At 71.2% G+C, this 22,556-nt stretch carries 25 protein-coding genes; 15 read left to right on the forward strand and 10 right to left on the reverse strand.

What is annotated here, in order from left to right; translation table 11 throughout:
- Positions 1 to 27: 27 nt before the first annotated feature.
- Entirely contained in the window at positions 28 to 747 is a 720-nt protein-coding gene (locus JYK17_RS06705; RefSeq protein ID WP_222810000.1) for a DinB family protein, read from the reverse strand.
- A 105-nt stretch (positions 748 to 852) separates the two neighbouring features.
- Between JYK17_RS06705 and JYK17_RS06710 the strand changes: the two genes are divergently transcribed.
- Positions 853 to 1,635, forward strand: coding sequence for an NPP1 family protein (locus JYK17_RS06710; protein WP_222810001.1), 783 nt, complete (start codon positions 853 to 855; stop codon positions 1,633 to 1,635).
- A 37-nt stretch (positions 1,636 to 1,672) separates the two neighbouring features.
- Here the strand turns inward: JYK17_RS06710 and JYK17_RS06715 are convergent, their stop codons facing one another.
- Positions 1,673 to 2,533: a LysR family transcriptional regulator gene (locus tag JYK17_RS06715; RefSeq protein ID WP_222810002.1), complete on the reverse strand. Its 861-nt coding sequence runs from the start codon at positions 2,531 to 2,533 to the stop codon at positions 1,673 to 1,675.
- 194 nt (positions 2,534 to 2,727) lie between these two features.
- Between JYK17_RS06715 and JYK17_RS06720 the strand changes: the two genes are divergently transcribed.
- Positions 2,728 to 3,984 (forward strand): MFS transporter, encoded by a 1,257-nt coding sequence (locus tag JYK17_RS06720; protein ID WP_222810003.1) that lies wholly within the window; start codon positions 2,728 to 2,730, stop codon positions 3,982 to 3,984.
- A gap of 51 nt (positions 3,985 to 4,035) precedes the next feature.
- Here the strand turns inward: JYK17_RS06720 and JYK17_RS06725 are convergent, their stop codons facing one another.
- Positions 4,036 to 4,845: a DUF4232 domain-containing protein gene (locus tag JYK17_RS06725; RefSeq protein WP_108015003.1), complete on the reverse strand. Its 810-nt coding sequence runs from the start codon at positions 4,843 to 4,845 to the stop codon at positions 4,036 to 4,038.
- A 212-nt stretch (positions 4,846 to 5,057) separates the two neighbouring features.
- On the opposite strand from JYK17_RS06725, the gene JYK17_RS06730 reads away from it, so the two are divergent.
- Complete coding sequence (locus JYK17_RS06730; protein ID WP_128804152.1) at positions 5,058 to 6,440, forward strand: helix-turn-helix domain-containing protein; 1,383 nt, start codon at positions 5,058 to 5,060, stop codon at positions 6,438 to 6,440.
- Between the two features lie 31 nt (positions 6,441 to 6,471).
- Here the strand turns inward: JYK17_RS06730 and JYK17_RS06735 are convergent, their stop codons facing one another.
- The gene (locus JYK17_RS06735) at positions 6,472 to 7,137 is read right to left on the reverse strand and encodes a TMEM175 family protein (protein ID WP_108015001.1); all 666 of its coding nucleotides are present in this window, start codon (positions 7,135 to 7,137) and stop codon (positions 6,472 to 6,474) included.
- Between the two features lie 208 nt (positions 7,138 to 7,345).
- Here JYK17_RS06735 and JYK17_RS06740 point away from each other — a divergent pair, with 208 nt between their 5' ends.
- The gene (locus tag JYK17_RS06740) at positions 7,346 to 7,813 is read left to right on the forward strand and encodes a MarR family winged helix-turn-helix transcriptional regulator (protein ID WP_222810004.1); all 468 of its coding nucleotides are present in this window, start codon (positions 7,346 to 7,348) and stop codon (positions 7,811 to 7,813) included.
- A 116-nt stretch (positions 7,814 to 7,929) separates the two neighbouring features.
- Positions 7,930 to 9,597: an MFS transporter gene (locus JYK17_RS06745; RefSeq protein WP_234548422.1), complete on the forward strand. Its 1,668-nt coding sequence runs from the start codon at positions 7,930 to 7,932 to the stop codon at positions 9,595 to 9,597.
- Positions 9,598 to 9,613: 16 nt separating this feature from the next.
- Here the strand turns inward: JYK17_RS06745 and JYK17_RS06750 are convergent, their stop codons facing one another.
- The gene (locus tag JYK17_RS06750) at positions 9,614 to 10,132 is read right to left on the reverse strand and encodes a GNAT family N-acetyltransferase (RefSeq protein ID WP_222810005.1); all 519 of its coding nucleotides are present in this window, start codon (positions 10,130 to 10,132) and stop codon (positions 9,614 to 9,616) included.
- Between JYK17_RS06750 and JYK17_RS06755 the strand changes: the two genes are divergently transcribed.
- Both JYK17_RS06755 and JYK17_RS06760 read left to right on the forward strand, forming a co-directional pair.
- Positions 10,131 to 10,766 (forward strand): helix-turn-helix domain-containing protein, encoded by a 636-nt coding sequence (locus JYK17_RS06755; RefSeq protein ID WP_222810006.1) that lies wholly within the window; start codon positions 10,131 to 10,133, stop codon positions 10,764 to 10,766. The two genes, JYK17_RS06750 and JYK17_RS06755, sit on opposite strands and share 2 nt — an antisense overlap.
- The gene (locus tag JYK17_RS06760; RefSeq protein WP_222810007.1) at positions 10,763 to 11,986 is read left to right on the forward strand and encodes an MFS transporter; all 1,224 of its coding nucleotides are present in this window, start codon (positions 10,763 to 10,765) and stop codon (positions 11,984 to 11,986) included. Before JYK17_RS06755 ends, JYK17_RS06760 begins: the two co-directional genes overlap by 4 nt.
- On the opposite strand, the gene JYK17_RS06765 is transcribed toward JYK17_RS06760, so the two are convergent.
- Positions 11,922 to 12,410: a TetR/AcrR family transcriptional regulator gene (locus tag JYK17_RS06765; protein WP_108015148.1), complete on the reverse strand. Its 489-nt coding sequence runs from the start codon at positions 12,408 to 12,410 to the stop codon at positions 11,922 to 11,924. The genes JYK17_RS06760 and JYK17_RS06765 overlap by 65 nt on opposite strands.
- Positions 12,411 to 12,598: 188 nt before the next feature.
- On the opposite strand from JYK17_RS06765, the gene JYK17_RS06770 reads away from it, so the two are divergent.
- From JYK17_RS06770 to JYK17_RS06785, 4 genes are all read left to right on the forward strand, one after another.
- Positions 12,599 to 14,041: an aldehyde dehydrogenase gene (locus tag JYK17_RS06770; protein ID WP_108014995.1), complete on the forward strand. Its 1,443-nt coding sequence runs from the start codon at positions 12,599 to 12,601 to the stop codon at positions 14,039 to 14,041.
- A 70-nt stretch (positions 14,042 to 14,111) separates the two neighbouring features.
- On the forward strand, positions 14,112 to 14,336 hold the full coding sequence (locus JYK17_RS06775) for a hypothetical protein (RefSeq protein WP_222810008.1): 225 nt from the start codon (positions 14,112 to 14,114) through the stop codon (positions 14,334 to 14,336).
- 68 nt (positions 14,337 to 14,404) lie between these two features.
- A complete protein-coding gene (locus JYK17_RS06780) occupies positions 14,405 to 14,692 on the forward strand; it encodes a hypothetical protein (protein ID WP_108014993.1) in 288 nt (95 codons plus the stop codon).
- Between the two features lie 223 nt (positions 14,693 to 14,915).
- On the forward strand, positions 14,916 to 15,422 hold the full coding sequence (locus JYK17_RS06785; RefSeq protein ID WP_108014992.1) for a hypothetical protein: 507 nt from the start codon (positions 14,916 to 14,918) through the stop codon (positions 15,420 to 15,422).
- A 6-nt stretch (positions 15,423 to 15,428) separates the two neighbouring features.
- On the opposite strand, the gene JYK17_RS06790 is transcribed toward JYK17_RS06785, so the two are convergent.
- The gene (locus tag JYK17_RS06790) at positions 15,429 to 15,821 is read right to left on the reverse strand and encodes an MmcQ/YjbR family DNA-binding protein (RefSeq protein WP_222810009.1); all 393 of its coding nucleotides are present in this window, start codon (positions 15,819 to 15,821) and stop codon (positions 15,429 to 15,431) included.
- A gap of 239 nt (positions 15,822 to 16,060) precedes the next feature.
- Between JYK17_RS06790 and JYK17_RS06795 the strand changes: the two genes are divergently transcribed.
- A complete protein-coding gene (locus tag JYK17_RS06795) occupies positions 16,061 to 16,276 on the forward strand; it encodes a DUF4177 domain-containing protein (RefSeq protein ID WP_108014990.1) in 216 nt (71 codons plus the stop codon).
- A gap of 53 nt (positions 16,277 to 16,329) precedes the next feature.
- On the opposite strand, the gene JYK17_RS06800 is transcribed toward JYK17_RS06795, so the two are convergent.
- The gene (locus JYK17_RS06800; RefSeq protein WP_128804141.1) at positions 16,330 to 17,262 is read right to left on the reverse strand and encodes a LysR family transcriptional regulator; all 933 of its coding nucleotides are present in this window, start codon (positions 17,260 to 17,262) and stop codon (positions 16,330 to 16,332) included.
- Between the two features lie 140 nt (positions 17,263 to 17,402).
- Between JYK17_RS06800 and JYK17_RS06805 the strand changes: the two genes are divergently transcribed.
- Positions 17,403 to 18,857 (forward strand): FAD-dependent monooxygenase family protein, encoded by a 1,455-nt coding sequence (locus JYK17_RS06805; RefSeq protein WP_222810010.1) that lies wholly within the window; start codon positions 17,403 to 17,405, stop codon positions 18,855 to 18,857.
- A gap of 153 nt (positions 18,858 to 19,010) precedes the next feature.
- Positions 19,011 to 19,574, forward strand: a complete 564-nt coding sequence (locus JYK17_RS06810; protein WP_222810011.1) for a hemerythrin domain-containing protein — start codon at positions 19,011 to 19,013, stop codon at positions 19,572 to 19,574.
- Positions 19,575 to 19,588: 14 nt separating this feature from the next.
- On the opposite strand, the gene JYK17_RS06815 is transcribed toward JYK17_RS06810, so the two are convergent.
- Positions 19,589 to 20,116: a hypothetical protein gene (locus tag JYK17_RS06815; RefSeq protein ID WP_222810012.1), complete on the reverse strand. Its 528-nt coding sequence runs from the start codon at positions 20,114 to 20,116 to the stop codon at positions 19,589 to 19,591.
- Positions 20,117 to 20,285: 169 nt separating this feature from the next.
- Between JYK17_RS06815 and JYK17_RS06820 the strand changes: the two genes are divergently transcribed.
- Positions 20,286 to 20,819 (forward strand): DoxX family protein, encoded by a 534-nt coding sequence (locus tag JYK17_RS06820; protein ID WP_108014985.1) that lies wholly within the window; start codon positions 20,286 to 20,288, stop codon positions 20,817 to 20,819.
- 163 nt (positions 20,820 to 20,982) lie between these two features.
- Here JYK17_RS06820 and JYK17_RS06825 read toward each other — a convergent pair whose 3' ends face one another.
- Complete coding sequence (locus JYK17_RS06825; RefSeq protein ID WP_108015147.1) at positions 20,983 to 22,515, reverse strand: helix-turn-helix domain-containing protein; 1,533 nt, start codon at positions 22,513 to 22,515, stop codon at positions 20,983 to 20,985.
- Positions 22,516 to 22,556: the final 41 nt, after the last annotated feature.

A 22,556-nucleotide genomic window follows, 5' to 3' on the forward strand; every position in this document is an offset into this window, starting at 1 on the left:
CTGCCGCACGGCGGGCGATCTGCACGGCTAACTGCTCGCCGTGAAGCGCGCCCGCCACAGATCCCGCAGCAACGCGATCTCGGCCATGTGGTGGATGAGTTCGAGGTTCATGCCCACCAGCACGCAGACGTACGGCTCGTCGGGGTTGGAGCCGTACGGGTACTGCGAGAACCCCACCGTGTCCAGTTGCTCCTCGGTGACGGTGGCGACGCTCTCGCGCCAGCGGTCGACCGTCGTCCAGAACCGCTCCAGCGCCAGGGCGGCATCAGGGGTGAAGTCGACCAACTCGTGCGGATCGCGCCGCCGTTCGCCGAAGGTCCACTCCCAGTCGCCGGCGAAGTTGGAGTGCAGATGCCCGAGCCGCCACGCGATCGTGGTGACCGGCGAGGCGTCCGGCTGCACCGGGCCGGTGTGGGCGAGAACCTCCTCGACCCGGTGGGTGCTCACGCTCCAGTCCTCCGCGATCTTCTCGATCGTCATGCCGCCCGCGACCTCCCGGGCAATCTCGGCGTACTCGCTCGCCGGGATGTCCGGCGCACCCTTGTCCAGCACCCACTCGCCCGGCCCGAAGGCCCTGGGCGTCGTCGCCTCGCCCCGGCGCCGTATCGACCAGCATCCGGGCACCGGCTCCCACAGATACTCCTCATCACCGAGGCCCCTGAGCCGCACCTGCGCCATCTCCCTGGCCAAGTCGAACTGGTCGAGCAAAAGGCCGAAGCGGTCGGTCCGTTGGCCGGTGGTCTCCATGCTCCGCTCCCCCATCTGTGAATGCGTGCCGGGTGCGACAACTCCCCTTCCCAAACTATTACTTCACATATTGACGAAAGTGGTCCGGACCTTTAGTTTCACGACGTGCGCAATCCCCCCACCCGTGCTGGAAAATTCCGCAGGTCGGCGATCGCCGCCGTCCTTGGTGCCATAGCCCTGGTCGTCGCGCTTCCGGCGCAGGCGAACGCCAATGTGCTCACGCTGCTGCCGCAGAACGCCGACGGCCTGGAGCAGAGCTTCTCCCCCGCCTACGACTACGACGGCGACGGCTGTTACGCCACCGCGGCCATCGGCGCGGACGGCACCATCAACCCCGGCCTGAAGCTCGGCGGCGACGTCAACGGCCACTGCCACGACTACGCCCAACTCGCCAACGCCAACACCTACTCGCGCGAGAAGTGCAACAACGGCTGGTGCGCGGTGATGTACGCCAGCTACTTCGAGAAGGACCAGGCCACGCTCGGACCGGCGGCCATCGGCCACACGCACGACTGGGAGCACGTCGTCGTGTGGATCAACGACAACCAGGTCCAGTACGTGTCGGTGTCCCAGCACAGCGGCTACCAGGTGGCGGCCGCCTCGGCCATCCGCTTCGACGGCAGCCACCCGAAGATCGTCTACCACAAGGACGGTGTCTCCACCCACGACTTCCGGTTCGCCAACTCCAACGACGACCCTCCGGAGAACGTCACCGGCGGCTGGTTCTACCCGCGGCTGGTGGGCTGGAACGGCTATCCGGCCGGCTACCGCGACAAGCTGCTGTACGCGGACTTCGGTGCGGCCACCATCAAGATCAAGGACGGCGACTTCGAGTACGGCCTCGCCCACTCGATGCCGTCGGGCATTCCGTTCGACCCGAACGCCTGAGGTTCTGTGCGTGGTGCAGCCTGACGCCTGACCTCAACTATCCGATGTGGCGCAGCAGTTCGGCCACTGCGGGCGGCAGGTCGCCCTTCGGGTGTACGACCCTCATCCGCCAGGTCGGTGCGTGCGCAGCGAAGCGGCGCACCGACAGGTCGGGGAAGCGGGCGGCCAGGGAGGCGGGCAGGATGCAGACGCCGAGGCCGTGGCGCACCAGGTCGGTGGCGCCGAGGACGTCGTTCACCTCGAAGGTGGTGGCACGTTCGAGGGCGGCCGACCGCAGGGCCCGGTCGACCGAGGTGCGGATCGCCCAGCCCAGCGGGAAGTCCACCAGCGGCAGCGCGACCGCCTCGGCCAGGGTCACCGTTCGCTCCGGCAGCCGGGCCTCTGCGGCGGCGGTCACGAGGACCATCTCCTCCTGAGCCAGCGCCCTGGTGGCGAGTCCCCGGAGCCGGGCGGCGTCGAGGGCCACGACGGCCAGGTCGACCGTGCCGTCGCGCAGGTCGCGCGGAATGGCGTCCGCCGGGGCCTGCCGCAGCCTCACCGCAACGCCCGGGTGTTCCCGGTGGAAGGCGGCCAGTCCCGGGGCCAGACCGGCGTAGAGCCCCTGCATCACACCGACGGTGACCTCTCCGCTCAGCTCCTCCTGAGCCAGGGCGACCGCCGCGCGTGCCTCCTCGGCCGCCCCCAGAGCCGTACGCGCGAAGGACAGGAAGGCGCGCCCCGCCGGGGTCAGCGTCACCCGGTGCGTGGTGCGCAGGAACAGCCGTGCCCCCAGTTCGTGCTCCAGCGCGCGCACCGTCCCGGAGACCGCGGACTGCACCACGTGCAGCCGCCGTGCCGCGGCGGTGAACCCGCCCTCCTCGGCGACCGCGACGACGACCGCCATCTGCCGTAGCTCCATGGCCCGCCTTCTCAGCTCGACCGCGAAAGGCCCATCCCGGGAACGCTCGTCCCTGGAACGCTCATCTCGGAGAGAGATTACCGTCATCTACGATCATCTCGACCGAAGGGGAAGCGGGCACGTCGGGCATCTGTTGGGAGCGATAGGCGGCGGTCGAGCCGCCTGCGTCATCGTTCAGGGATCGGAGTGCTCAGATGTCGATGTCCTCGGCCACGCGCCATGTGCGGGGCGACGCCGGCCAGGAGCCGGAGGGCCGTCGCTTCGGCCGCCGTGCCTACGGTGTCGGGTTCTGGGTGATCGCGGCGGTGTTCGTGACGGCCATGGCGTTCTCCACGGTGCCGACTCCGCTGTACCCGCTCTACCAGGCGCACGACGGTTTCTCGACGTTCACGGTGACGGTCGTGTTCGCGGTCTACGCGGTCGGTGTTTTGGTGAGTCTGGTGCTCGCCGGGCACATCTCGGACTGGGTCGGCCGCAAGAAGGTACTGACCGCGGCGCTGCTGCTGGAGCTCGTCGCCGCCGCTCTGTTCCTCGCCGTTCCGTCGCTGCCGGTCCTGCTCGTCGCGCGACTGGTCACCGGGCTCGGTGTCGGCATGCTCACCGCGACCGCCACGGCCCATCTGCACGACCTGCACAGCGCCGACCGGCCGGACGGCTCGGCGCAGCGCTTCGAGATCGTGTCGACGGCGGCGAACATCGGCGGCCTGGGCGTCGGCCCGCTGGTGGCGGGACTGCTGGCCCAGTACCTCGGCGCACCGCTGCGTCTGCCCTACGCCGTCCTCGGCGTCGCACTGCTGGTCGGCGTGGCCGCCGTCGCGCTCACCCCGGAGACGGTGGAGAAGCCGGCGGTCAGGCCCGCCTACCGGCCGCAGCGGGTGAGTGCCGACCACGGCGACCGGGCCGGCTACGTCGCGGCTGTCGCCGCGGGCTTCGCGTCTCTGGCCGTGTTCGGGCTCTTCACCTCCTTGGTGCCGGGTTTCGTCGGCGGCACCCTGCACCATCCGTCGCGGGCACTGGCCGGGCTGATCGTGTTCGTGGTCTTCGGTGCGGCCGCCACGGCCCAGGTACTGACGGGCCGGCTCACCGCGAGGGCCCGCCGCAACGCCGGGCTGCTCGCCCAGGCGGCCGGAGTGGCCGTGCTCGCGGTCGGCGTGCGCACCGCGAGCCTCACCGTGTTCGTACTCGCCGGCATCGTCGCCGGGGCCGGTGCCGGGATGCTCTTCAAGTCCGCCGTGGGCTCCGTCGCGGCGATGGCGGCCCCCGCCCGGCGAGGCGAGGCGCTCGCCGGGCTGTTCCTGGTCTCCTACCTCGGCCTGGCGCTGCTGCCCGTCGGCCTCGGTGTCGCCGGACGCTACACCTCGACGTCCGGAGCGATGACCTGGTTCGCCGGGGTGGTCCTGGCCCTGCTCGCCGGGGTGGCCCTCCTCGCGCGGCGCACCCGGGCGAGCTGACACCGAGGCAAGCTGACATCCGGGCAAGCTGAGCAGGGCCGCCCGGGGCGCTCACGAGTCGAGCGCGTCCGCCATGTTCTGCTGCCAGTAGGTGACCGTCAGCGAGCTGTCGTAGTAGATGCCCTTGGCGGGCAGCGTGGGCACGGCGGACGCGCCGCCGCTGCTGTTCGGCGTCAGGCCCTGGAAGGCGATCGTCAGCCGGTGCCCCGTCTGCCCGCCCTCGCCGCTGCCGTCGGCCGCCGAGAGCAGAGCGCCCGCGTAGCCCGACTCACCGGGCGTCAGGGTCACCACGGCCTGCGGCTGGGTGTCCTTCATCGCGGTCGGCGCCCACTGCATCTCGTCGAAGCGGAGCACCGGGTAGTAGGGCAGGTCGCAGGTCTTGGAGCCGGTGTTCTTGACCGTGATCAGCATGTGGTTGAGCGGGCGGGAGACCGTCTGCACGGTGACCTTGGTGTTGGAGCCGTTGCACAGGACGCGCTTGTCCGAGGCGGACGTGCCCGAGGCGCCCTTGCCGCTTCCGGAGCCCGTGCTGTTCCCGCTCCGGCCCCCGCTCTTCTGTCCGGCACCGGAGTTTCCCGCGCCGGCCTTTCCCCCGTTGGCCCCTCCCGCATTGGTCTGTCCGCCGGTCGCGGAGCTCTGGTCCTGAGGCGTTCCGGTCCCGCCGGCCGACGGCTCGGCCGTGACGGATGCCGAAGTCGTCGCCTTGCCCTCGTCCTTGGTCCCCGTTCCGTTCTGGCAGGCCGTCAGGGCGAGTGCGGAGAGCGTGACCGCTGCTGCGCTCACGAGCAGTCGGGGTGTGCGGGCGGGACGGGTGGTGGCGGCGGCGCTGGTGGTGGTGGCGCTGGTGCGAGACTCGGGCATGGCTGGATCCATCTCCTGATGACAAGGCCGGGGCCACCGCTCGAACGGTTCCCGGGATCGGCGTGCTTGGATGACCTCAGCCTGTGCGGTGATCCGTTCCAGACGCCACAGCCACCGGGAGATCAGGGACGCTGGAACGCCGAAACGGGCTCTGAACTGCTGAAACAACCTGTTCCTGGAACGCCGGAACGGGACATGGGGTGGGAGGAACGGTGTCGCAGGACACTGCCGAGGCCGGGTTCGCCGGGCTGCTGCGGGAGTTGAAGGACCGATCCGGGCTCAGCTACGGGACGCTCTCCAAGCGACTGCACATGAGTACGTCGACGCTCCACCGGTACTGCAACGGCGATGCCGTGCCCACGGATTACGCACCGGTCGAACGGCTGGCCCGCCTGTGCAAGGCGTCGCCCGCCGAGCTCGTCGAGCTGCACCGGCGCTGGATACTGGCGGATGCGAACCGCGGGCGTAAGGGCACGGCAGCGAGCGACCTCACGGTCATGGACGAAGCGGCAGCCGATGCCACGGCCGCGGACGCACCGGCAGCCCAAGCCTCGGTCGCGCGTGAAGCGACGGACGAGCCCCCGGCCGCAGGCAACACGGCGGACGAGCCCGCGGTCGCGGGCGTAACGGCGGACGGTGTCGCGGTCACCGACGAGCCCGCGGTCGCGTCCGGTGAGCCCGCGCTCCGGAAGCTGCGTCACCCCCGGCGGCTCGTTGTCGCCGGGATCGCCGTGGTCGCCGTGGCCGGTGCGGTCGCGCTCACCGCCAACCTGCCCTCGCGGGACGCCGACGACGGCCGGGCCCGCTCCGCCGGTGTCGCCTCCGCGACGAACGACAGCAAGCTGAACGGGAAGGGGCGCACCGGGTCCCCGTCACCGTCCCATGCGTCGCCCTCGGCGTCCTCCTCGACCACGGGCCGGGCGAAGGAGACGGCAAAGGGCTCGGGAGCGGCCGGGGCCTCCCCCTCCACGACCGCCGCCGAACCGGCCGCCGGTACGCCGCTGACGGTGACCACCCAGCCCTACAGCTGGGAGACCCCGTGCAGTCAGCACTACCTGATCGACAAGCCTCCCGCCGCTGTGGGCCCGCCGCCCGTGGCGGAGGAGGCGACGGCGTGGGTGGCCGCGTCCGGTGGCGTCTCGGCGGGAGAGCAGTACGTCACGCTCACCGTGCAGGGTTCCGGCAAGGAGACCGTCGTCCTCAACAGCCTTGCCGTCCGTTCGGCCGGTCGGAGCGCGCCGCTGCCCTGGAACGACTACACCATGGGCGTCGGCTGCGGTGGCGGTGTGGAGACCCGTTCCTTCCGCGTCGACCTCGACTCGGCCCGCCCGACCGTCGTACCCCGGTCGGGGCAGCGGAACTTCCCTTTCAAGGTGAGCGAGTCCGACCCGGAGGTCTTCTACATCAAGGCCGACACCTCGGCGTACGACGCGAGTTGGTACCTGGAGCTGAACTGGTCCAGCGGCAGCCGGCACGGCACCGTGCGGATCGACAACCGCGGGCGGCCGTTCCGCACCAGCGCCAACACCGGGCGGCCCGCCTACGAGTTCATCCCCGGTGGGAACGCCTGGACCAAGGCGCAGCCGTCGTCCTGACGTCATGCCGCCGGTCGGCGCTCAAGGCCGTCTATCCCTCCGAGGGCGTCGCCTCGTCCGGTCCGCCCGACGCGGCGGCGCTCCGCGCACGGAACAGCAGGTTGGCAGGGACCGCCAGCAGCCACCAGTACTTGGCCAGCGTCGGCGAACCGAACGCGACCGGGACGGACGTGGCGAAGACCAGCGCCACGACGACGCTACGGCGAAACGTCTCCGTCATCTGCGTCGGCGTGGTGTGCGGCGTCGTCAGCGCCGGCTTGGCGATCAGTCGGAGATACATCACGCAGTAGAGCGCGACCGCCAGGAAGATCGACGCGGCGTAGAAGGCGGTTCCCGTGGTCGTGTCGCCGTACTCGCTGATCAGCTTGGTGGGGAAGGGCAGTGCGGCCACGACCGCGAGGAGCATGAAGTAGCAGGTGAGCAGCCAGCGGTCGACGGTGGCGATGAGGCGGAACAGCGCGTGCTGGGTCAGCCAGAGCGCGCCGATGACGAAGAAGCTGAGCAGGTAGGCGTCGATCGCCGGCACCGCCTCGCGTACGGCGTGTGCGACGTCCGAGTCGGGCAGGTCCTCGGGGACGCTGATGTCGAGCGCGAGCAGCGTGATCGCGATGGCGAACACTGCGTCGCCGAAGAAGGCCAGTCGTTCCGGTCCGACGAGGACCTCGCGACGGAGGGGGACGATGAGGCGTTTGGGCATGAGCGTGGCACCTGGGATTCATCGAGGAGAGAGGGCCATATCTATCACGCGGGTGTCGTGACGGAGTGAACGCCGGGTGAGGAAAGGGCACTTGGGACATCGTGTTGTTCCCTGGCGTACGGAAGAGCGACACGCGGCGGTGCCCGAGCGGGCCATTTACTAACAATTGGTTGAGCAGTCTCAACTGATAAAACTAGGCTTAGTACCCATGAAGGTGAACACCGGTGCAGGTCGCGGCGAGATACGCGACCCCAGCGACACCGCACAGCTCGCGTACGACCTGCGGCTCGCGATGGGACGGGTGACCCGGCGGCTGCGCCAGGCCCACGCCGTGGGGGACGTCTCCCTCTCCGGCATGTCGGTGCTCGCGCGGCTGTCCAACGACGGTCCGGACACACCGACCGCGCTCGCCGAGATGGAGCGGGTCCGCCCGCAGGCCATGGCGAGCACCCTCACGCTGCTGGAGCAGCGCGGGCTGGTCGGCCGCAGCCCCGATCCGGCGGACGGGCGGCGCAGCATCGTGACGATCACCGACGAGGGCCGCACCATGCTGGCCGAGCGCCGCTCGGAGTCCGTGCACCGGCTCGGGACGGTCCTGGAGGGGTTCACGGCGGACGAGCGGGCCGCGCTCGCGGCGGCGCTTCCGCTACTCGACCGGATGGCGGAGCAGCTGTGAAGGGGCCCTTCGCCTTCGGCGCCCTGCGCTCGGCCCGCAGGAAGGACACCCCTGTCGGGCCCGGCTACAAGTGGGTCGCGCTGTCGAACACCACACTCGGCGTCCTCATCGCCACGATGGACGCCTCCATCGTGATCATCTCGCTGCCCGCGATCTTCCGCGGTATCGGCCTCGACCCGCTCGCTCCGGGCAACATCGGCTATCTGCTCTGGATGATCCTGGGCTATCTGCTGGTCTCGGCCGTCCTGGTGGTCGTCCTCGGCCGGCTCGGCGACATGTTCGGCCGGGTGCGGATCTACAACCTCGGCTTCCTGATCTTCGCGTGCGCGTCCGTGGCCCTGTCCCTGGACCCGTTCCGGGCGGGGGCAGGTGCCCTGTGGCTGATCATCTGGCGCATCGTGCAGGCCTTCGGCGGCTCGATGCTGACCGCCAACTCGGCGGCCATCCTCACCGACGCCTTCCCCGCCCGGCAGCGCGGTATGGCGCTGGGCATCAACCAGATCACCGCGCTCGCCGGCCAGTTCCTGGGCCTTCTGGCGGGCGGTCTGCTCGCGGTCGTCGACTGGCGTGCGGTGTTCTGGGTCAGCGTCCCGGTCAGCGTCACCGGCACGATCTGGTCCTACCTCAGCCTCCGCGAGACGGCGACGGGACGGCCCGGCCGCGTCGACTGGCTGGGCAACCTCACCTTCGCGGTCGGCGCGGGCATCCTGCTCGCGGGCATCACCTACGGCATCCAGCCCTACGGCGACAGCGCCACGGGCTGGGGCAACCCCTGGGTCCTGACCGGCCTGATCGGCGGCGCCGCCCTGCTGCTGCTCTTCTGCTTCGTCGAGACGCGCGTGGCCGAGCCCATGTTCAACCTGGCTTTGTTCAAGGTGCGCGCCTTCGCCGCGGGCAATCTGGCCGCGCTGCTGACCGCGATCGCGCGGGGCGGCCTGCAGTTCATGCTCATCATCTGGCTGCAGGGCATCTGGCTGCCCCTGCACGGCTACGACTTCGAGGACACCCCGCTGTGGGCGGGCGTCTTCATGCTCCCGCTCACCGTCGGCTTCCTGATCGCGGGGCCCGTCTCGGGCTTCCTGTCGGACCGCTTCGGCGCGCGACTGTTCTCCACCGCAGGGCTGCTGGTGGTCGCGGCGTCGTTCCTCGGCCTGCTCGCCCTGCCGGTGAACTTCGACTACGGCCTGTTCGCGGCACTGCTGCTGCTCAACGGGCTGGGACAGGGCATGTTCTCCGCACCGAACACGTCCTCGATCATGGGCAGTGTGCAGCCCGAGTACCGGGGCGTCGCCTCCGGCATGCGCTCGACGTTCCAGAACTCCGGTACGGCCCTGTCCATCGGGGTGTTCTTCTCCCTGATGGTCTCCGGGCTCGCGTCCTCGCTGCCCGGGACGCTGAGCAGCGGCTTGCAGGCGCACGGTGTACCGGCCGGCGCGGCCGAGCACGCCGCGTCGCTGCCGCCGGTGAGCACACTGTTCGCGACCTTCCTCGGCAACAACCCGATCCAGCACCTTCTCGCGTCCGACGGGTCCCTCGGCCATGTCTCCGCGGCCCAGCGTGCGACGCTGACCGGCCACAGCTTCTTCCCGCAGCTGGTCTCCGGTCCGTTCCACCACGGCCTGACCATCGTGTTCAGCGTCGCGGCAGGCATGGCGCTGGTATCCGCGGTCGCCTCCGCTCTGCGCGGCAGCCACCACGCCGCTCCCGGAAGTCCGCGCAAGGACCGGCCTGCCACCGGCATGGCCCGGCCTGCGCCGCAGGCCCCCAACAACTCGGCGTCGTAGAACACCGGGACGGCCCTCAGCTCAACGGCAGCCGCATGATCGTCAGGTCGAGCCAGCGGCCGAACTTGGTGCCCACCTCCCGCACCGTGCCGGCGTGGTGGAATCCGAACCGTTCGTGCAGCCGGATCGACCCGCTGTTCCCGGCTTCGATGCCGGCGATCATGACGTGATGGCCGGCTTCGCGGGCGGATGCGATCAGGGCGGCCAGCAGAGCGGATCCGATGCCCAGCCCTTGCCGGTCCTCGCTTACGTAGACCGAGTCCTCCACGGTGTGGCGGTAGCCGTCCAGCTCGCGCCAGGGGCCGTAGACCGCGAACCCGGCCACCTCGCCCCCGACCTCGGCCACGAACGCCGAACCGCGCTCCAGATGGGCGGCGAGCCAGGCCGTCCCCTGCGCCGGGGACTGAACGGCATGTGTCCACAGGGCCGTTGAGTGCTCCACGGCGTGGTTGCGGATGGCCCGGACTGCCTCCCCGTCGCCGGAGCGGGCCGGGCGTACGATGGCCGTCCGGCTTCTCTCGTATATTGGATTCATGTCCAACATAGTAGATCCGCTCGTGGGGCGGATCGCCGCAAGGGTGCGCACCGAACGAGAGCGCCGCCGCTGGACCCTGGCTCAGCTGGCGGACGCCTCCGGTGTCTCCCAGGCGATGATCAGCCGGATCGAACGCGGCGAGAGCAGCCCCACGGCCGTCGTGCTCGGCAAGCTGTCGGCCGCCTTCCAGTTGAGCGTCGCCTCACTGCTCGCCCTCGCCGAGGGCGCCGAGGGCACCGAGGGCACCGAGGGCACCGAGGGCACCGAGGGCTCCGACGACGACACGGATCGCGGTGCGGGAGTCAGGCGCCGGGCCGAGGCGGCCGAGTGGCGCGACCCCGGCACCGGCTACCGGCGCCGCCAGATCACCGGCCCCGCGTTCCCGGCCGAGATCGCCGAGATCGTTCTCCCTGCCGGGGCCCGCGTGCCGTATCCGGCCGCCGCCTTCGCGTTCGTACGGCAGGTGGTCTGGGTCCTCGACGGCCGGCTGACCTTCCACGACGGCGACACCGTCCACGACCTCGAACCGGGCGACACCATCGAACTCGGCGCACCCGCCGACCGCGTCTTCACCAACACCACCGAGGCCGACTGCCGCTACGCCGTCGTCCTCACCCGCGACACCCGGCCATGACCCGCCCGCTCCCCCGCGGCGGCACCCTCCTGCTCGCCGCCATAGCGGGCACGGCGATCGCGAACAACTACGCCGTCCAGCCCGCTCTCGGCGTCGTCGCCGGCGATCTGCAGGTCTCCACGGCCGTGATCGGCCTCGTACCGACCGCCGCGCTCGTCGGCTGCACCATCGGCTTCGCCCTCCTGTTGCCGCTCACCGACCGCGTCGCCCCCGGCCGTCTGGTCCCCGTACAGCTCAGCGCCCTGGTCGCCGCTCTGATCGCCGCGGCCTCCGCATCCGGGGCCGCGGTCCTGCTGGCCGCGTACGTCCTCATCGGCGCTTGCGCGAGTGTCGCCGCGCAGGCCGGCAACATCGCGGGGCGGCATGCCGCGCCCGGACGCCGTGGTGCCGGCGTCGCCATGGTGGCCGCCGGCATGTCGGCCGGCATCCTGCTCAGCCGCCTTGCGGGAGGTGCGCTCACCGACGTGCTCGGCTGGCGGCGGATGCTCCTCGTCTTCGCCGCCCTCGCGCTGCTCGGCGCCTGCGCCGCGGCCCTGGTGCTGCCCCGGGAGCGGCCGTCCTCCGACCGCGGCTACCGGTCGGCCCTCGCCTCGCTTCCCCCGCTGTTGCGCGATGTCCCGCCGCTGCGCAACGCCGTGGCGGCGGGCGGCCTGTGGTACTTCGCCTTCACGCTGGTCTGGGTCGCCCTCGCGCTCGACCTCGCCCGGCCGCCCCACTCGCTCACCCCGACCGCCATCGGCCTCTACAGCCTGGCCGGGCTTCTCGGCTTCGTCGCGCTGCCGCTGACCGGCCGCCTCATCGACCGGTACAGCCCGCGCACGGTGATCACCGCCTCCATGGCGGCCGCCGCAGTCGGCGTCGCCCTGCTGACCACCGGCCTGGGCGCGCCTCCGGTCACCGCGGCCGGGCTCGCGCTCTTCGACGCCGGCTGCTTCGCGGCGCAGGCCGCCAACCAGAGCCGGATCATCGCCCTCGACCCGCAGCGCTCCGGCAGTCTCAGCAGCGTCTATCTGGTGCTGTACTTCACGATCGGCGCCCTCGGCACCGCGCTCGCCGCTCCCCTGCTCGATGCCTTCGGCTGGCGCGGCACCGCACTCACGGCCCTTGCCGCGCTGCTCCTCGCCGCGGCCGTCGCCGGCAGGTTCGCCCCGGGTGTCACTGTGCGCCGAGCCCGCGCAGAAACGTGTCCACCACCAGGTCGGCGGCCTGGGCCGCGGTGAGCTGAGACATCTGCTGCGAGGCCAGATGCATCAGCTGCGGCAGCAGCGCGCCCGGCCATGCGACGGGAAGGTCAGCACGCAGCAGCCCTTCGGAGACGGCACGCTCCAAGAACGCGTCCACCTCCCTGATCAGGGCGTCGCGCCGCCCACGGATCTCCTCGTCGGCCTTCAGCCTGGTCAGCTCCACGGGCCACTTGCGATTGACGCCGATGATCCCTTCGACGTAGCGGTGCAGGGCCACGGCGACGGGAGCCTCACGCAGCCTCGCATCCTCGACGACCCGCTCGACGGCCTCGTAGCGGGCTTCGTAGATGGCCGCGAGCAGTTCCTCACGGGAGGCGAACCGCCGGTAGACGGTGCGCCGGTCGACCCCCGCCTCGGCCGCGATGGCGGCGATGCTCGCGCCGGGGTCGTCGGCGAGCATGCGCGCCCCGGTCGTCAGGACGGCTTCCAGGTTGCGTGCTGCGTCGGCTCTCACGGGGTGAGCTTAACGCGTCGTGTGGCACCTCACTCAATTACAACCTCATAGATGAGGCAAGCTTGAATCTAAGTGCTACATTGATGTGACAGATAACTACAACGTCAGGCTTCCACAGAAACCCGGGAGACCAAGTGATCACCTACGACCGTCTCTTCATCGCCGGCTCCTGGACCGAGCCGAGCGATCCCGAACTGCTCGACATCCTGTCCCCGCACGACCGGACACTCGTCGGACGCGCGGCGCAGGCGCGGCCCGCCGACGTCGACCGCGCCGTGGCCGCCGCCCGCGCCGCCTTCGACGAGGGCCCCTGGCCCCGCATTGCACCGGCGGAGCGCATCGCGGTCGTCCGGCGGCTCAATGCGCTGCGCGAGGCCGACGGCGAGAAGATCGCCGCTCTCATCTCCGCCGAGAACGGCTCGGCCACCTGGTTCACGCGGGCCGGACAGCCGGGACTGAGCCGGCAGGCCGGCGCCTACCTCAAGGCGGCCGAGGAGTTCGGCTGGGAGGAGACCCTCGCGCCCACCGATCCGGCCTCCCCCACGCGCAGCGTGCTGCGCCGCGAGGCGATCGGTGTCGTGGCGGCCGTCATTCCGTGGAACTCGCCGTTCTCCGCGGCCATGGCGAAGATCCTCCCGGCCCTGCTGGCGGGCAACACGGTCGTGCTCAAGGTGTCCCCCGAGAACTCGCTGAGCATGGGATTCCTCGCCGAACTGCTGGAGCGGACCGGTCTGCCCGAGGGAGTGATCAGCGTCCTTCCCGCCGATCGGGAGACCAGCGAGTACCTGGTGTCGCACCGGGACGTCGACAAGATCGCGTTCACCGGCTCGACCCGGGCCGGTCGCCGGATCGCCTCCATCGCGGGCGAGCAACTGAAGCGGGTCAGCCTGGAGTTGGGCGGCAAGTCGGCCGCCCTCATCCTGCCCGACGCCGACGTGGACAAGGCCGTACAGGGACTGAAATTCGCCTCGCTGCTCAACAACGGCGAGGCATGCATCGCCCAGACCCGCATCCTCGCCCCGCGCAGCCGCTACGAGGAGGTCGTCACCGCGCTCAAGGATCTGGTGGAGTCGCTGAAGGTCGGCGACCCGAACGACCCCGACACCTTCATCGGCCCGATGGTCCGGCCGGACCAGCAGCAGCGCGTACGGGACTACATCGAACTCGGCATCAAGGAGGGCGCCCGGCTCGTCACCGGCGGCCCGGACATCCCCCCGGGGCTGGAGGGCGGCAACTACGTCACGCCGACCGTGTTCGCCGACGTCGACAACTCGATGCGGATCGCCCAGGAGGAGATCTTCGGCCCGGTCCTCGTCGTCATCGCCTACGACGACGAGGACGACGCGGTACGGATCGCCAACGACTCCGAGTACGGGCTCTCGGGCGGGGTGTGGTCCGCCGACCAGGCCCGCGCGCTCGACGTCGCGCGCCGGCTGAGGACCGGCACGGTCACGGTCAACGGTGCGCCCATCGCCTTCGACGGGCCGTTCGGCGGCTACAAGGCCAGTGGGATCGGCCGGGAGTACGGAGCGGTCGGTCTCTCGCAGTACGTCGAGTACAAGACCGTCACGCTCTGAACGGGGCCGCGGGATACGGGCCAACCGACCAAGCAGACTCCATCCGCCAACCACCGAGCGGGAGTTGACCATGGAAAATCGCACCGTCACCGACACCATCACCGTCATTGACAGCGACACCGACAGCGCCGCAGCATCGCGCCGCGCACGATTCGGCGAGCTGCCCGAGCGCGTCCGCTTCGAGGACATGGTCGAGGAGATGCCGGCGACGGCACCCGACCCGGCGCGGGACGCCCACGACCCCGAGGCGCCCTGGGCGAGCTTCTCCTGCCTCGCCCTCGACCTGGGCCTCTGACCCCGACCGCCTCACCCGATCGGTCCGCCCGGCGCGAAATAGGCCGCCAGGGCAGGCACGGTGACTGCATGAACACTGCAGAGCGCAACCACCGCGAAACCCTCCGTGACTCCGAGAAAGCCGGCCCCCGCATTCCGCGAATAGCCGCGGTCGGTGCCGCACTGGGCCTCGCCTGTGCGGCCCTGGCGGGAGCCACCTCGCCCGCCCTGGCGGCGGCGTCCCACCTGAACGGCACCGCCAAGGCCACGGCCGACCACCGCCAGGACGAGCGCGGGGCCGCCCGCGGTCACGGCGGCTGGGACGACGACGACGGCGACGACTGCGACGGCCTCATCGTCCTCATCTGCCACGGATAACTGCCCGTAGTTCGACCCCCGCCCCGAGCCCCGTGTCCCGCCCATCGCCACAGATGTGCGGGATACGGGGCTCGGTCGCGTTCCGGGTCACTGCCGCGCGGCGCGGTCGTGGGGGTCGGCGCCGCGGGAATGCCCTCGGCCGTCGCCTTGTCGTACTAGACACCTGATCAGCCCCGCATCCCAGGAGTCATGCGGGCACCGCAGAGCGAACGGAGCAGGCGACGTGAGCGACCTGAAGGCCGGCAGTCCGCAAGGGGCCGCTCCCGGCGCGTCGCCCGAGCTGCTCGAACGGATCCGCCGGCACCGACGGCACACCCTGGAACTGCTGACGGTGTGCGCCGTCGCGCTCGTCCCGTGGACCGTACTGCTCGCGCTGACGCTGCCGTCCGGCTACAAGGTGCACCACTGGCGTGTGGCCTGGGTGGGATTCGACGTCCTGCTTCTGATCGCGATGGCCTCGACGGTGCTGCTCGGCTGGCTGCGGCACCGCGCCGTGATCGTGGCGGGGCTGGCGACGGCGGTGCTGTTGATCGGTGACGCGTGGTTCGACGTCTCGCTCTCCTTCGGCACCTCCGAGGTGTGGCCGGCGGCGGCGCTCGCGGTGTTCGGCGAACTGCCGCTGGCGGGCTACCTCATGCACCGTGTGATGCGGATGATCTCCCTCGCGCAGTGGCCGTACCCCGAAAAAACGATCACCGGCGAACCGCAGGGCGGGACCCGCGCCCGCTGAGCGGGCTCATGAGCCGCGCGTGCCGAGGAAGTGCGCGGCCAGCCGTTTCGGGGCCTGTACGAGCCATGCCTCCGTGATCACTTCCTTGAGCTCGGCGGAGCCGATCCGGTCGAGGCGGACCAACACCGCCGGATAGCCGTCGAAGTGCGGGGTGGTGAAGTAGACGTCGGGGTCGGCGGCCACCAGCGCCTCTTTCACGCCGACGTCCGCCACCCGGAGGCCGAGGATCGGCCCGTCGGGTGCGGCATCGCCGAGCGCCTCGCGGTCCGGGCCCCGCAGCGGCCGTTCCCAGACGAACAGTTTGTCCTTGACCCGCCACTGCGGCAGTTCACGGGAGATCCGTTCGCTGGTCTCGGGGAGGCCGAGCGCGATGCTGCGGACTTCGTCCCAGGTTGCCATCTGTCGACCGTAGTCCAGGGGGGCTTCTCCCGCGACGCATTCGTGGATCGGAAGCCGTCGCGGAGCAGCCGTAGCCGATCGCGCGCTGCAGCCGTAGCCGATCGGTCGCGGATCAGCCGTAGCCGATTGGTCGCGGATCAGCCGTAGCCCTTTAAAGGCGAACCGCTGTGCCGTGGACCGTCGCACCGTGATTGGCTGGTGCCCGCACCGCCGCCGACGTACAGGAGGACACCGCAGCCATGAGTCACGCCTACAGCTATGAGTACAAGGTCGTCTCGTTCAGGGAGTCGCTGATCGGTGACGCGCTGGACAGCGACAAGCTGGAGAAGGTCCTCAACAAGCATGCCGAGGACGGCTGGGGCCTGAAGGCGATCACCTCGGCCGACGTCAAGGGGCGCATAGGGCCCGGAGCGGTCGAGGGTCTCCTCCTCACCTTCGAGCGGCCGCGCGCCTGACACCGGCACACCGCTCATGCCTCAGGGTCCGCGCGTGCTGCGCGGACCCTGCTTCATGCCGCCGGGCCGGTTGCTTCGGCGTCGAGGGCGGACGCGCGGAGGGCGGCTGCCACGCGCAGGACCGGTTCGGCCGGCGGGTGCGGCAGCCGCGCCAGCAGCAGGCGCCGCTGTTCCTGTGGTCCGCCGCGGACCGGCAGGATGCGTACGCCCGGAGGTGCGGCGGTGGCGAGAGAGGCGGGCACGGTGGTCAGCCCGCAACCGGCGCCGACGAGACGGAGTTTGGCCAGCCAGTCGCGCGCGGTGTGGGCGATCTCGGGCCGCTCGTCCAGGCCCGGCCACACACCCATCAGCCGGTCCTCACCGGAGCCGGTGCTCGCGACCCAGCGCTGTCCGCGCAGATCGGCCACGTCGACGTAGTCGCCGCGGGCGAGAGGGTGCGTGGCGGGCACCGCGAGGCACAGGGCCCGTTCGGTGAGCGTCTGCAGCGCCAGCGGGGGCGATTCCGTGTCCGGCGGGCGAAAGGGCGGCGCCGAGGCGAGCAGTGCCAGGTCCAGGCTGCCGGCCCGCAGGGCGCGCACCAGTGCCGGGGTGGTGCCTTCCCGTGTGACGACATCGAGGCCGGGGTCGGTGCGGCGCAGCGCGGCCAAAGCCGTGGGCACCAGGACGGCACCGGCGCTGGGAAACCATCCCAGGCGGACCGTGCCGGCCTGTTCCGGCAGGCCGGACAGCTCGCGTGCGGTGGCCTCGATCTCGTCGAGCACGACCGTCGCCCGGCGCATCACGACCCGGCCCGCCGCGGTCAGCCGCACGCCGTCACGCCGCCGTTCCAGGAGTTGCGCGCCCGCCGCGCGCTCGATCGCGGCGATCTGCCGCGACACCGCCGACTGGGTGTATCCCAGCGACGCAGCTGCCGCGGTGAAGGTTCCCTGTTCGGCCACCGCACGCAGCACACGCAGTGCGGTCAGCGAGACATCGGTGAAGTCCATGACGAGTACGCATATCAGACGCGCCCGGCCGTCGCCTGCCGCATGACCGTGCACCTCGGACGGGCCCCCGCTCGATCCGCTCGGTCCGCTCGACTAACTCGATCCGGTCGATCCGCTCGATCCCGGGGAAACAACTCACCATGTCGAAGATCCTGGTGCTCGGAGCTGCCCTCGGCGGCCTGCAGACAGCCCTGTTGCTCGCCGGGGACGGCCACCGGGTGACCGTCCTGGAACGGGATGCGCACCGGGCGCCGGCGGACGCGGAGTCCGCGTGGTCGCGCTGGCGGCGTCCCGGGATCCCGCAGATGCAGCAGACCCACCTCCCGCTCGCCCGCTGGCTTCAGCTGGCCGAGGCGCATCTGCCGGAGCTGGTGGGGCGGATGACGGCGGCCGGCGCTGTCCGTATGAACGTCGTGGCGCCCGAGCCGGGACTGCGCGGATCGCTCCGGGCCGGCGACGAGCGGTTCGACACCCTTGCCGCCAGGCGCTCCCTGCTCGAAGCGGCCGCGACCGAGGCGGCCGAGGCGGCCGGCATCGACATCCGGCGGGGCGTGGCCTGCCGAGGGCTGCACAGGTCCAATCGAGGGCTGCACAGCTCAGGTGACGCCGGGACCTCCGGTCGCGCCCGCTCCGGTCGGCAGCGCCCCGTCCATGTCACCGGAGTGGAGACGAACGAGGGCACGCTGACTGCCGATCTCGTCGTCGACTGCACCGGGCGCCGCTCCCAACTGCCCTCCTGGCTGCGGGACATCGGCGTGCGGGAGGTGGGCGAGGAACGCGGGCGGCGCGGATTCGTCTACTACAGCCGCTACTTCCGCTCGGCCGACGGCGCCCTGCCGACCTCCACCTTCCCGCTGGTGGTGGAACACGGCTCGCTCGGCCTGCTGCGCATCCCGGCCGACCACGGCAGCTACTCGGTCTGCCTGGTCAGCCGCGGCGACGACCTGCAACTACGGCATCTCCTGCGGCGGGAGGCCGCTTGGAGCGCGGCCGTACGTCAGTTCCCCGGCGCGGAACTCTGGCTCGACGGGCACCCCTTGACCGACGGTGTGCGGATCATGGCGGGCCTGTCCGACCGGAAGAGGAACCTCTACGACACCGAACAGCCCCTGGTCACCGGGGTGGTGGCGGTCGGCGACTCCTGGGCCTTCACGGTGCCGACCGTGGGCCGCGGTCTGACGATGAGTCTGCAGCACGGTCTGGTGCTGCGTGACGCCCTGCGGCGGACGGGGACCGGCGAACCCGAGGACCTGGTGGCCGAGTTCGGGCGTGCGACCAACGACGGCCTCGCCCCGGTCTACCGCCGGACCACGTTCTACACGCATCACCGGCTGGCCGAGATGGACGCGCACGCGGCCGGCCTGCCGTACCGCGATCCCGACTGGAGCCGCAGCCGTGCCCTCGTACGCCTGGCCCAGCGCGACCCGGACGCACTGCGGGCGGAGCGGGCCGCAGCACACCTTCTGCCCGGCGCGCGGGAGGAGCTGCGGGCGCCCGCCCTCGCGGACGCCGTGGCGCGTCTCGTCCCCGAGGTGGAACAGGACCTGCCGCCCGGCCCTTCACGGGCGGAACTGCTCGCCGCCATCGGCGGCTGACGGCTCGTTCACGGGCAACGGATCGGTCGCCAGTCATTAGTACGGATCGGTCCCCAGTCATTGAATGGGCGTTAGCGCTTCGGGGGCCGGGGCACCCGGGGGCCGTGGCGGATCCGGACCGGGATGTGCCACGTCCGGCTGGAGGTGACAGGCATGGGACATGGTGGAAACGTCGTCGACGAGCTGATGACCGACCATCGCGAGGTCGAGGAGCTCTTCGGCCGCATCGAGGCGTTGCCGCCCGGTGACAAGAACCGCAAGGTGTACGCCGACCAGGCCACGATCGAGCTGGTCCGGCACTCCGTGGCCGAGGAGGAGTATCTGTACCCGGCGGCGCGGAAACACCTGCCCGACGGCGACGCCCTGGCGGACCGGGAGATCGAGGACCACTCGACGGCCGAGCAGATCATGAAGGATCTCGAGAGCTGCGAGGCCGATGACGCCGAGTTCGACCGGCTCATCGGGCAGTTGATGAGTGACGTCCGCTCGCACATCGCCGACGAGGAGGGGAATCTCTTCCCCCGGCTGCGGGAGGCGTGCACGCCCGAAGCCCTCGACGAACTGGGCGACAAGATCCGCCAGGCCAAGAAGCTGGCGCCGACCCGTCCGCATCCCTCGGCACCGAACACCCCTCCGGCCAACAAGCTGATGGCACCGGGTGCGGGGCTGGTCGACCGGATGCGTGACGCACTCAGCGGCCGCGGCAAGGGGGCGTGAGGGGGGCTCGCGCGTCAGGCGGTGAGCGCCTGTCCCGGATTGAGCAGGTCCAGGAGCCGGTCCTGGTGGAGTGCGCTCACGGGCGCGAGCAGGTCCGGGTGGCGCAGCAACGCGGCCGCGCGCCGGTCGGTCTCGTCGGGCGCGACTAGGCGCCGGAACCTGACGGGATCACCGGCGGCGCGCCCGCCCTGGGCGAGGCCGGCCACCGCGAGGCGGGCCAGTTCGGGATCGGTCAGCAGACAGGCCGCCCAGCTCGCCACGACCTCGTCGACCCAGGTGCGCCAGGCGTCGGCGTCCGAGTCGTGGCCGAGGGGGTCGTCGGCGCCGGAGATCCGGTCGAGGCGGGCCGAGCCGCCGGAGCCCGCGATGCCGACGAGTGCCGCGTCCGCCGGGGTGGGATAGCGCAGCCATGCCGCGACCGTGACGGCCTGGCGGGCCTGCACCTCGCACAGGGTCGCGGCCAGCGCGCCGCCCGTCGAGGGGTAGGCGCAGGTCAGCCACTGGGCGGTCGCCGCGATGAGCGGGGAGAGGTCTGCGAGCACTGCGGGGCCGTCCGTATTGCATGAGGGGGAACAGGAACCGTGAAAAAACGGTAGCCGTGCCTCCGGGTCGACGACCATGCCCACGCCGCGTCCGGCTACGTGGCATCGACCACAGCCACTCGGGAACCCGGTGGGTCCCTGTACATCCCCACACTCCGAGGAGAGGCTCATGAGTCTCCTGCGTCTGGTCGGCCGACCCATGCTCGCCTCCATGTTCGTGGCGGGCGGTATGAACTCGCTGCGCGCTCCCGAACAGGTCGCGCCCGCTGCGGAGCCCGTCGTCCAGCCGGTCACCGAGCGGGTGCCCCAGCTCCCCGACCGCACCGAGCAGGTCGTACGGCTCAACGGTGCCGTTCAGCTGGTGGCGGGTCTGCTGCTGGGAAGTGGGCGGCTGCCCCGCCCGGCGGCACTCGCCATCGCGGCCACGCTGGTGCCGACCACCCTTGCGGGTCACCGTTTCTGGGAGGCGGACGACCCGGACGAGCGCGCTCAGCAGCGGATCCACTTCCTGAAGAACCTGTCGATGCTCGGCGGCCTGCTGATCGCGGCCGACGACACCGCCGGCGCCCCCTCGCTGGCCTGGCGCGGCCGCCACGCCGCCCATGACCTGCGCAGGGAGGCACATCTGGTGGGCCGGTCGATGCGGGCCACGGCCCGGCCCGCGGCGACGGTCGGCGGCGTGAAGGCCAAGCTGGGCCGCTGATCGCCCGGGCCGACGGCCGAGAGACGGGCCCTGGGGGCGCAAAACGCCGAGGGGGGCCCGACCGGTCCCCCGTTCCGGTCGTGACCCCCGCGGCTCGTCGAACCTACGTGTCGATCGGACCGGTTGTGAACTGCGTCGATGCCCGCTGAGAAGTCCGCAGGACTCAGCCGTGCACAGGTGAGTCCGGAAGATCCTGGTTCGTCGGGTGGAGTTCCGGTGGGTCGAGTTCGCCGAGGGCCAGGTGGGCGAGTACGACCTCGTAGAGATCGCTGCCCGAGGCGAGCAGCTGGCGTTCGAGAACGGGCTCCGCGCTGCGCACATGCTCGCGCACCGTCTGCGCGTGCACGCCGAGGATGTGCGCGGCGCGCTCGGCGTTGCCCCCGGCGGCGATCCAGGTGCGCAGCGTTCGCCGTAGATCACGGGCGTCGCCCTCCAGGCGGCCGAGCAGACCCTGTGCCCAGGTGCGCAGTGCGGGACCGGCGAGCAGGTCGGCGAGCCGTGCGCTCGCGTCCCCTGCGGGACCACTGCCGTGTGCATCCTCGGACAGGCCGACCCGGGTGTTGATCGCGAGATGGACGACGGCGCGTACCACGAGGTCGGAGAAGTCCGTGTGCAGCAGGGACTCCACCCGGTCCATGCGGGCGCGGACGGTGTTGCGGCTGACGCCGAGGACCTTGGCCGTGTTCACCGCGGTGAACTCCAGGCCGAGCCTGGTGGTGGCGAGGAGTTCCGCCCGGGTGTGGTGCGCCAGGGTGTCGAGCGGGCGCAGGACGCTCACCGTCCAGTCGAGCAGCACCGCCGGGTCCATCAGGCGCTCGGGGTGGGTGCGCTCGGCGTACACGGCCTGCTGGTCGGGCCGGAAGCGGGCGACGGCAAGTGCGCTGACGGCCTGGCCGTAGGCGGTGGCGGTGCGCACCAGACTTTGCGGGGCGCTGCCGCCGAGATAGGTGCCGGGTCTGCGGCCGACCAGCAGCCGCAGCTCTCCGGCGCCGGCGTCATGGGGGGCGACGACGATGACGTGGGCGTCGACGGCGGGGCAGCGCACGACCAGCGCCTGCTCCTCCGTCGCGGTCAGGCACTCCTCCGCGATGTGGTCGCGTTCCTGGGCGCTGCTCTCGAGGACGTAGACACAGGCGGTGTCGGTGTCGAGGAGGCCGGGCCACAGGCCGGCCGCGACGCGGCGGGCGGAGACGGTGTCCTCGACCATCAGCAGTTGCAGGATGGCGAGGCGGAGATCGGAGGTCGCGCGCCGCAGCCGCTGTCCCGCCTCGCTCGACTCACGTGCCCTGAGCAGGAGTTCGACGACCTGGGCGGTGTGGATGACGATGTCGGCGGCCCGCCGGTCGAAGGGGGCGGTCCGGGAGACCGCCAGCACACCGGCCGAGGCGAGGTGCGGCTGGCGCACTCCGACGAGCCGCAGATGGCGCCCCTCGTCGTCCCAGGCGGCGGAGGCGATCCGGCCGGAGACGAGGTCCGCGACGAGGTGCTCGTCCAGCGGGGTCGGCGTCCCGGCGAGGACCTGTCCGGTGTCGTCCTGCAGACAGGCCGTCCCGCCGACCGTGTCCGCGAGCCAGCCGACCAGTCGGCGGATGTCCCGGCCGGTCGGACGGAGATGGTCGAGCAGTTCCCGCGCCCACCTCGCGCTCTCGGCATCCGTCACCTGCGCACGGCCGGTCCCGTCCGTTCCGGCACCCATTTCGGCCTTCTCCTCGTCCATCGCATCGACCTAGGCATATC

Source organism: Streptomyces plumbidurans (assembly GCF_019857225.1).
GTDB lineage: Bacteria > Actinomycetota > Actinomycetes > Streptomycetales > Streptomycetaceae > Streptomyces > Streptomyces plumbidurans.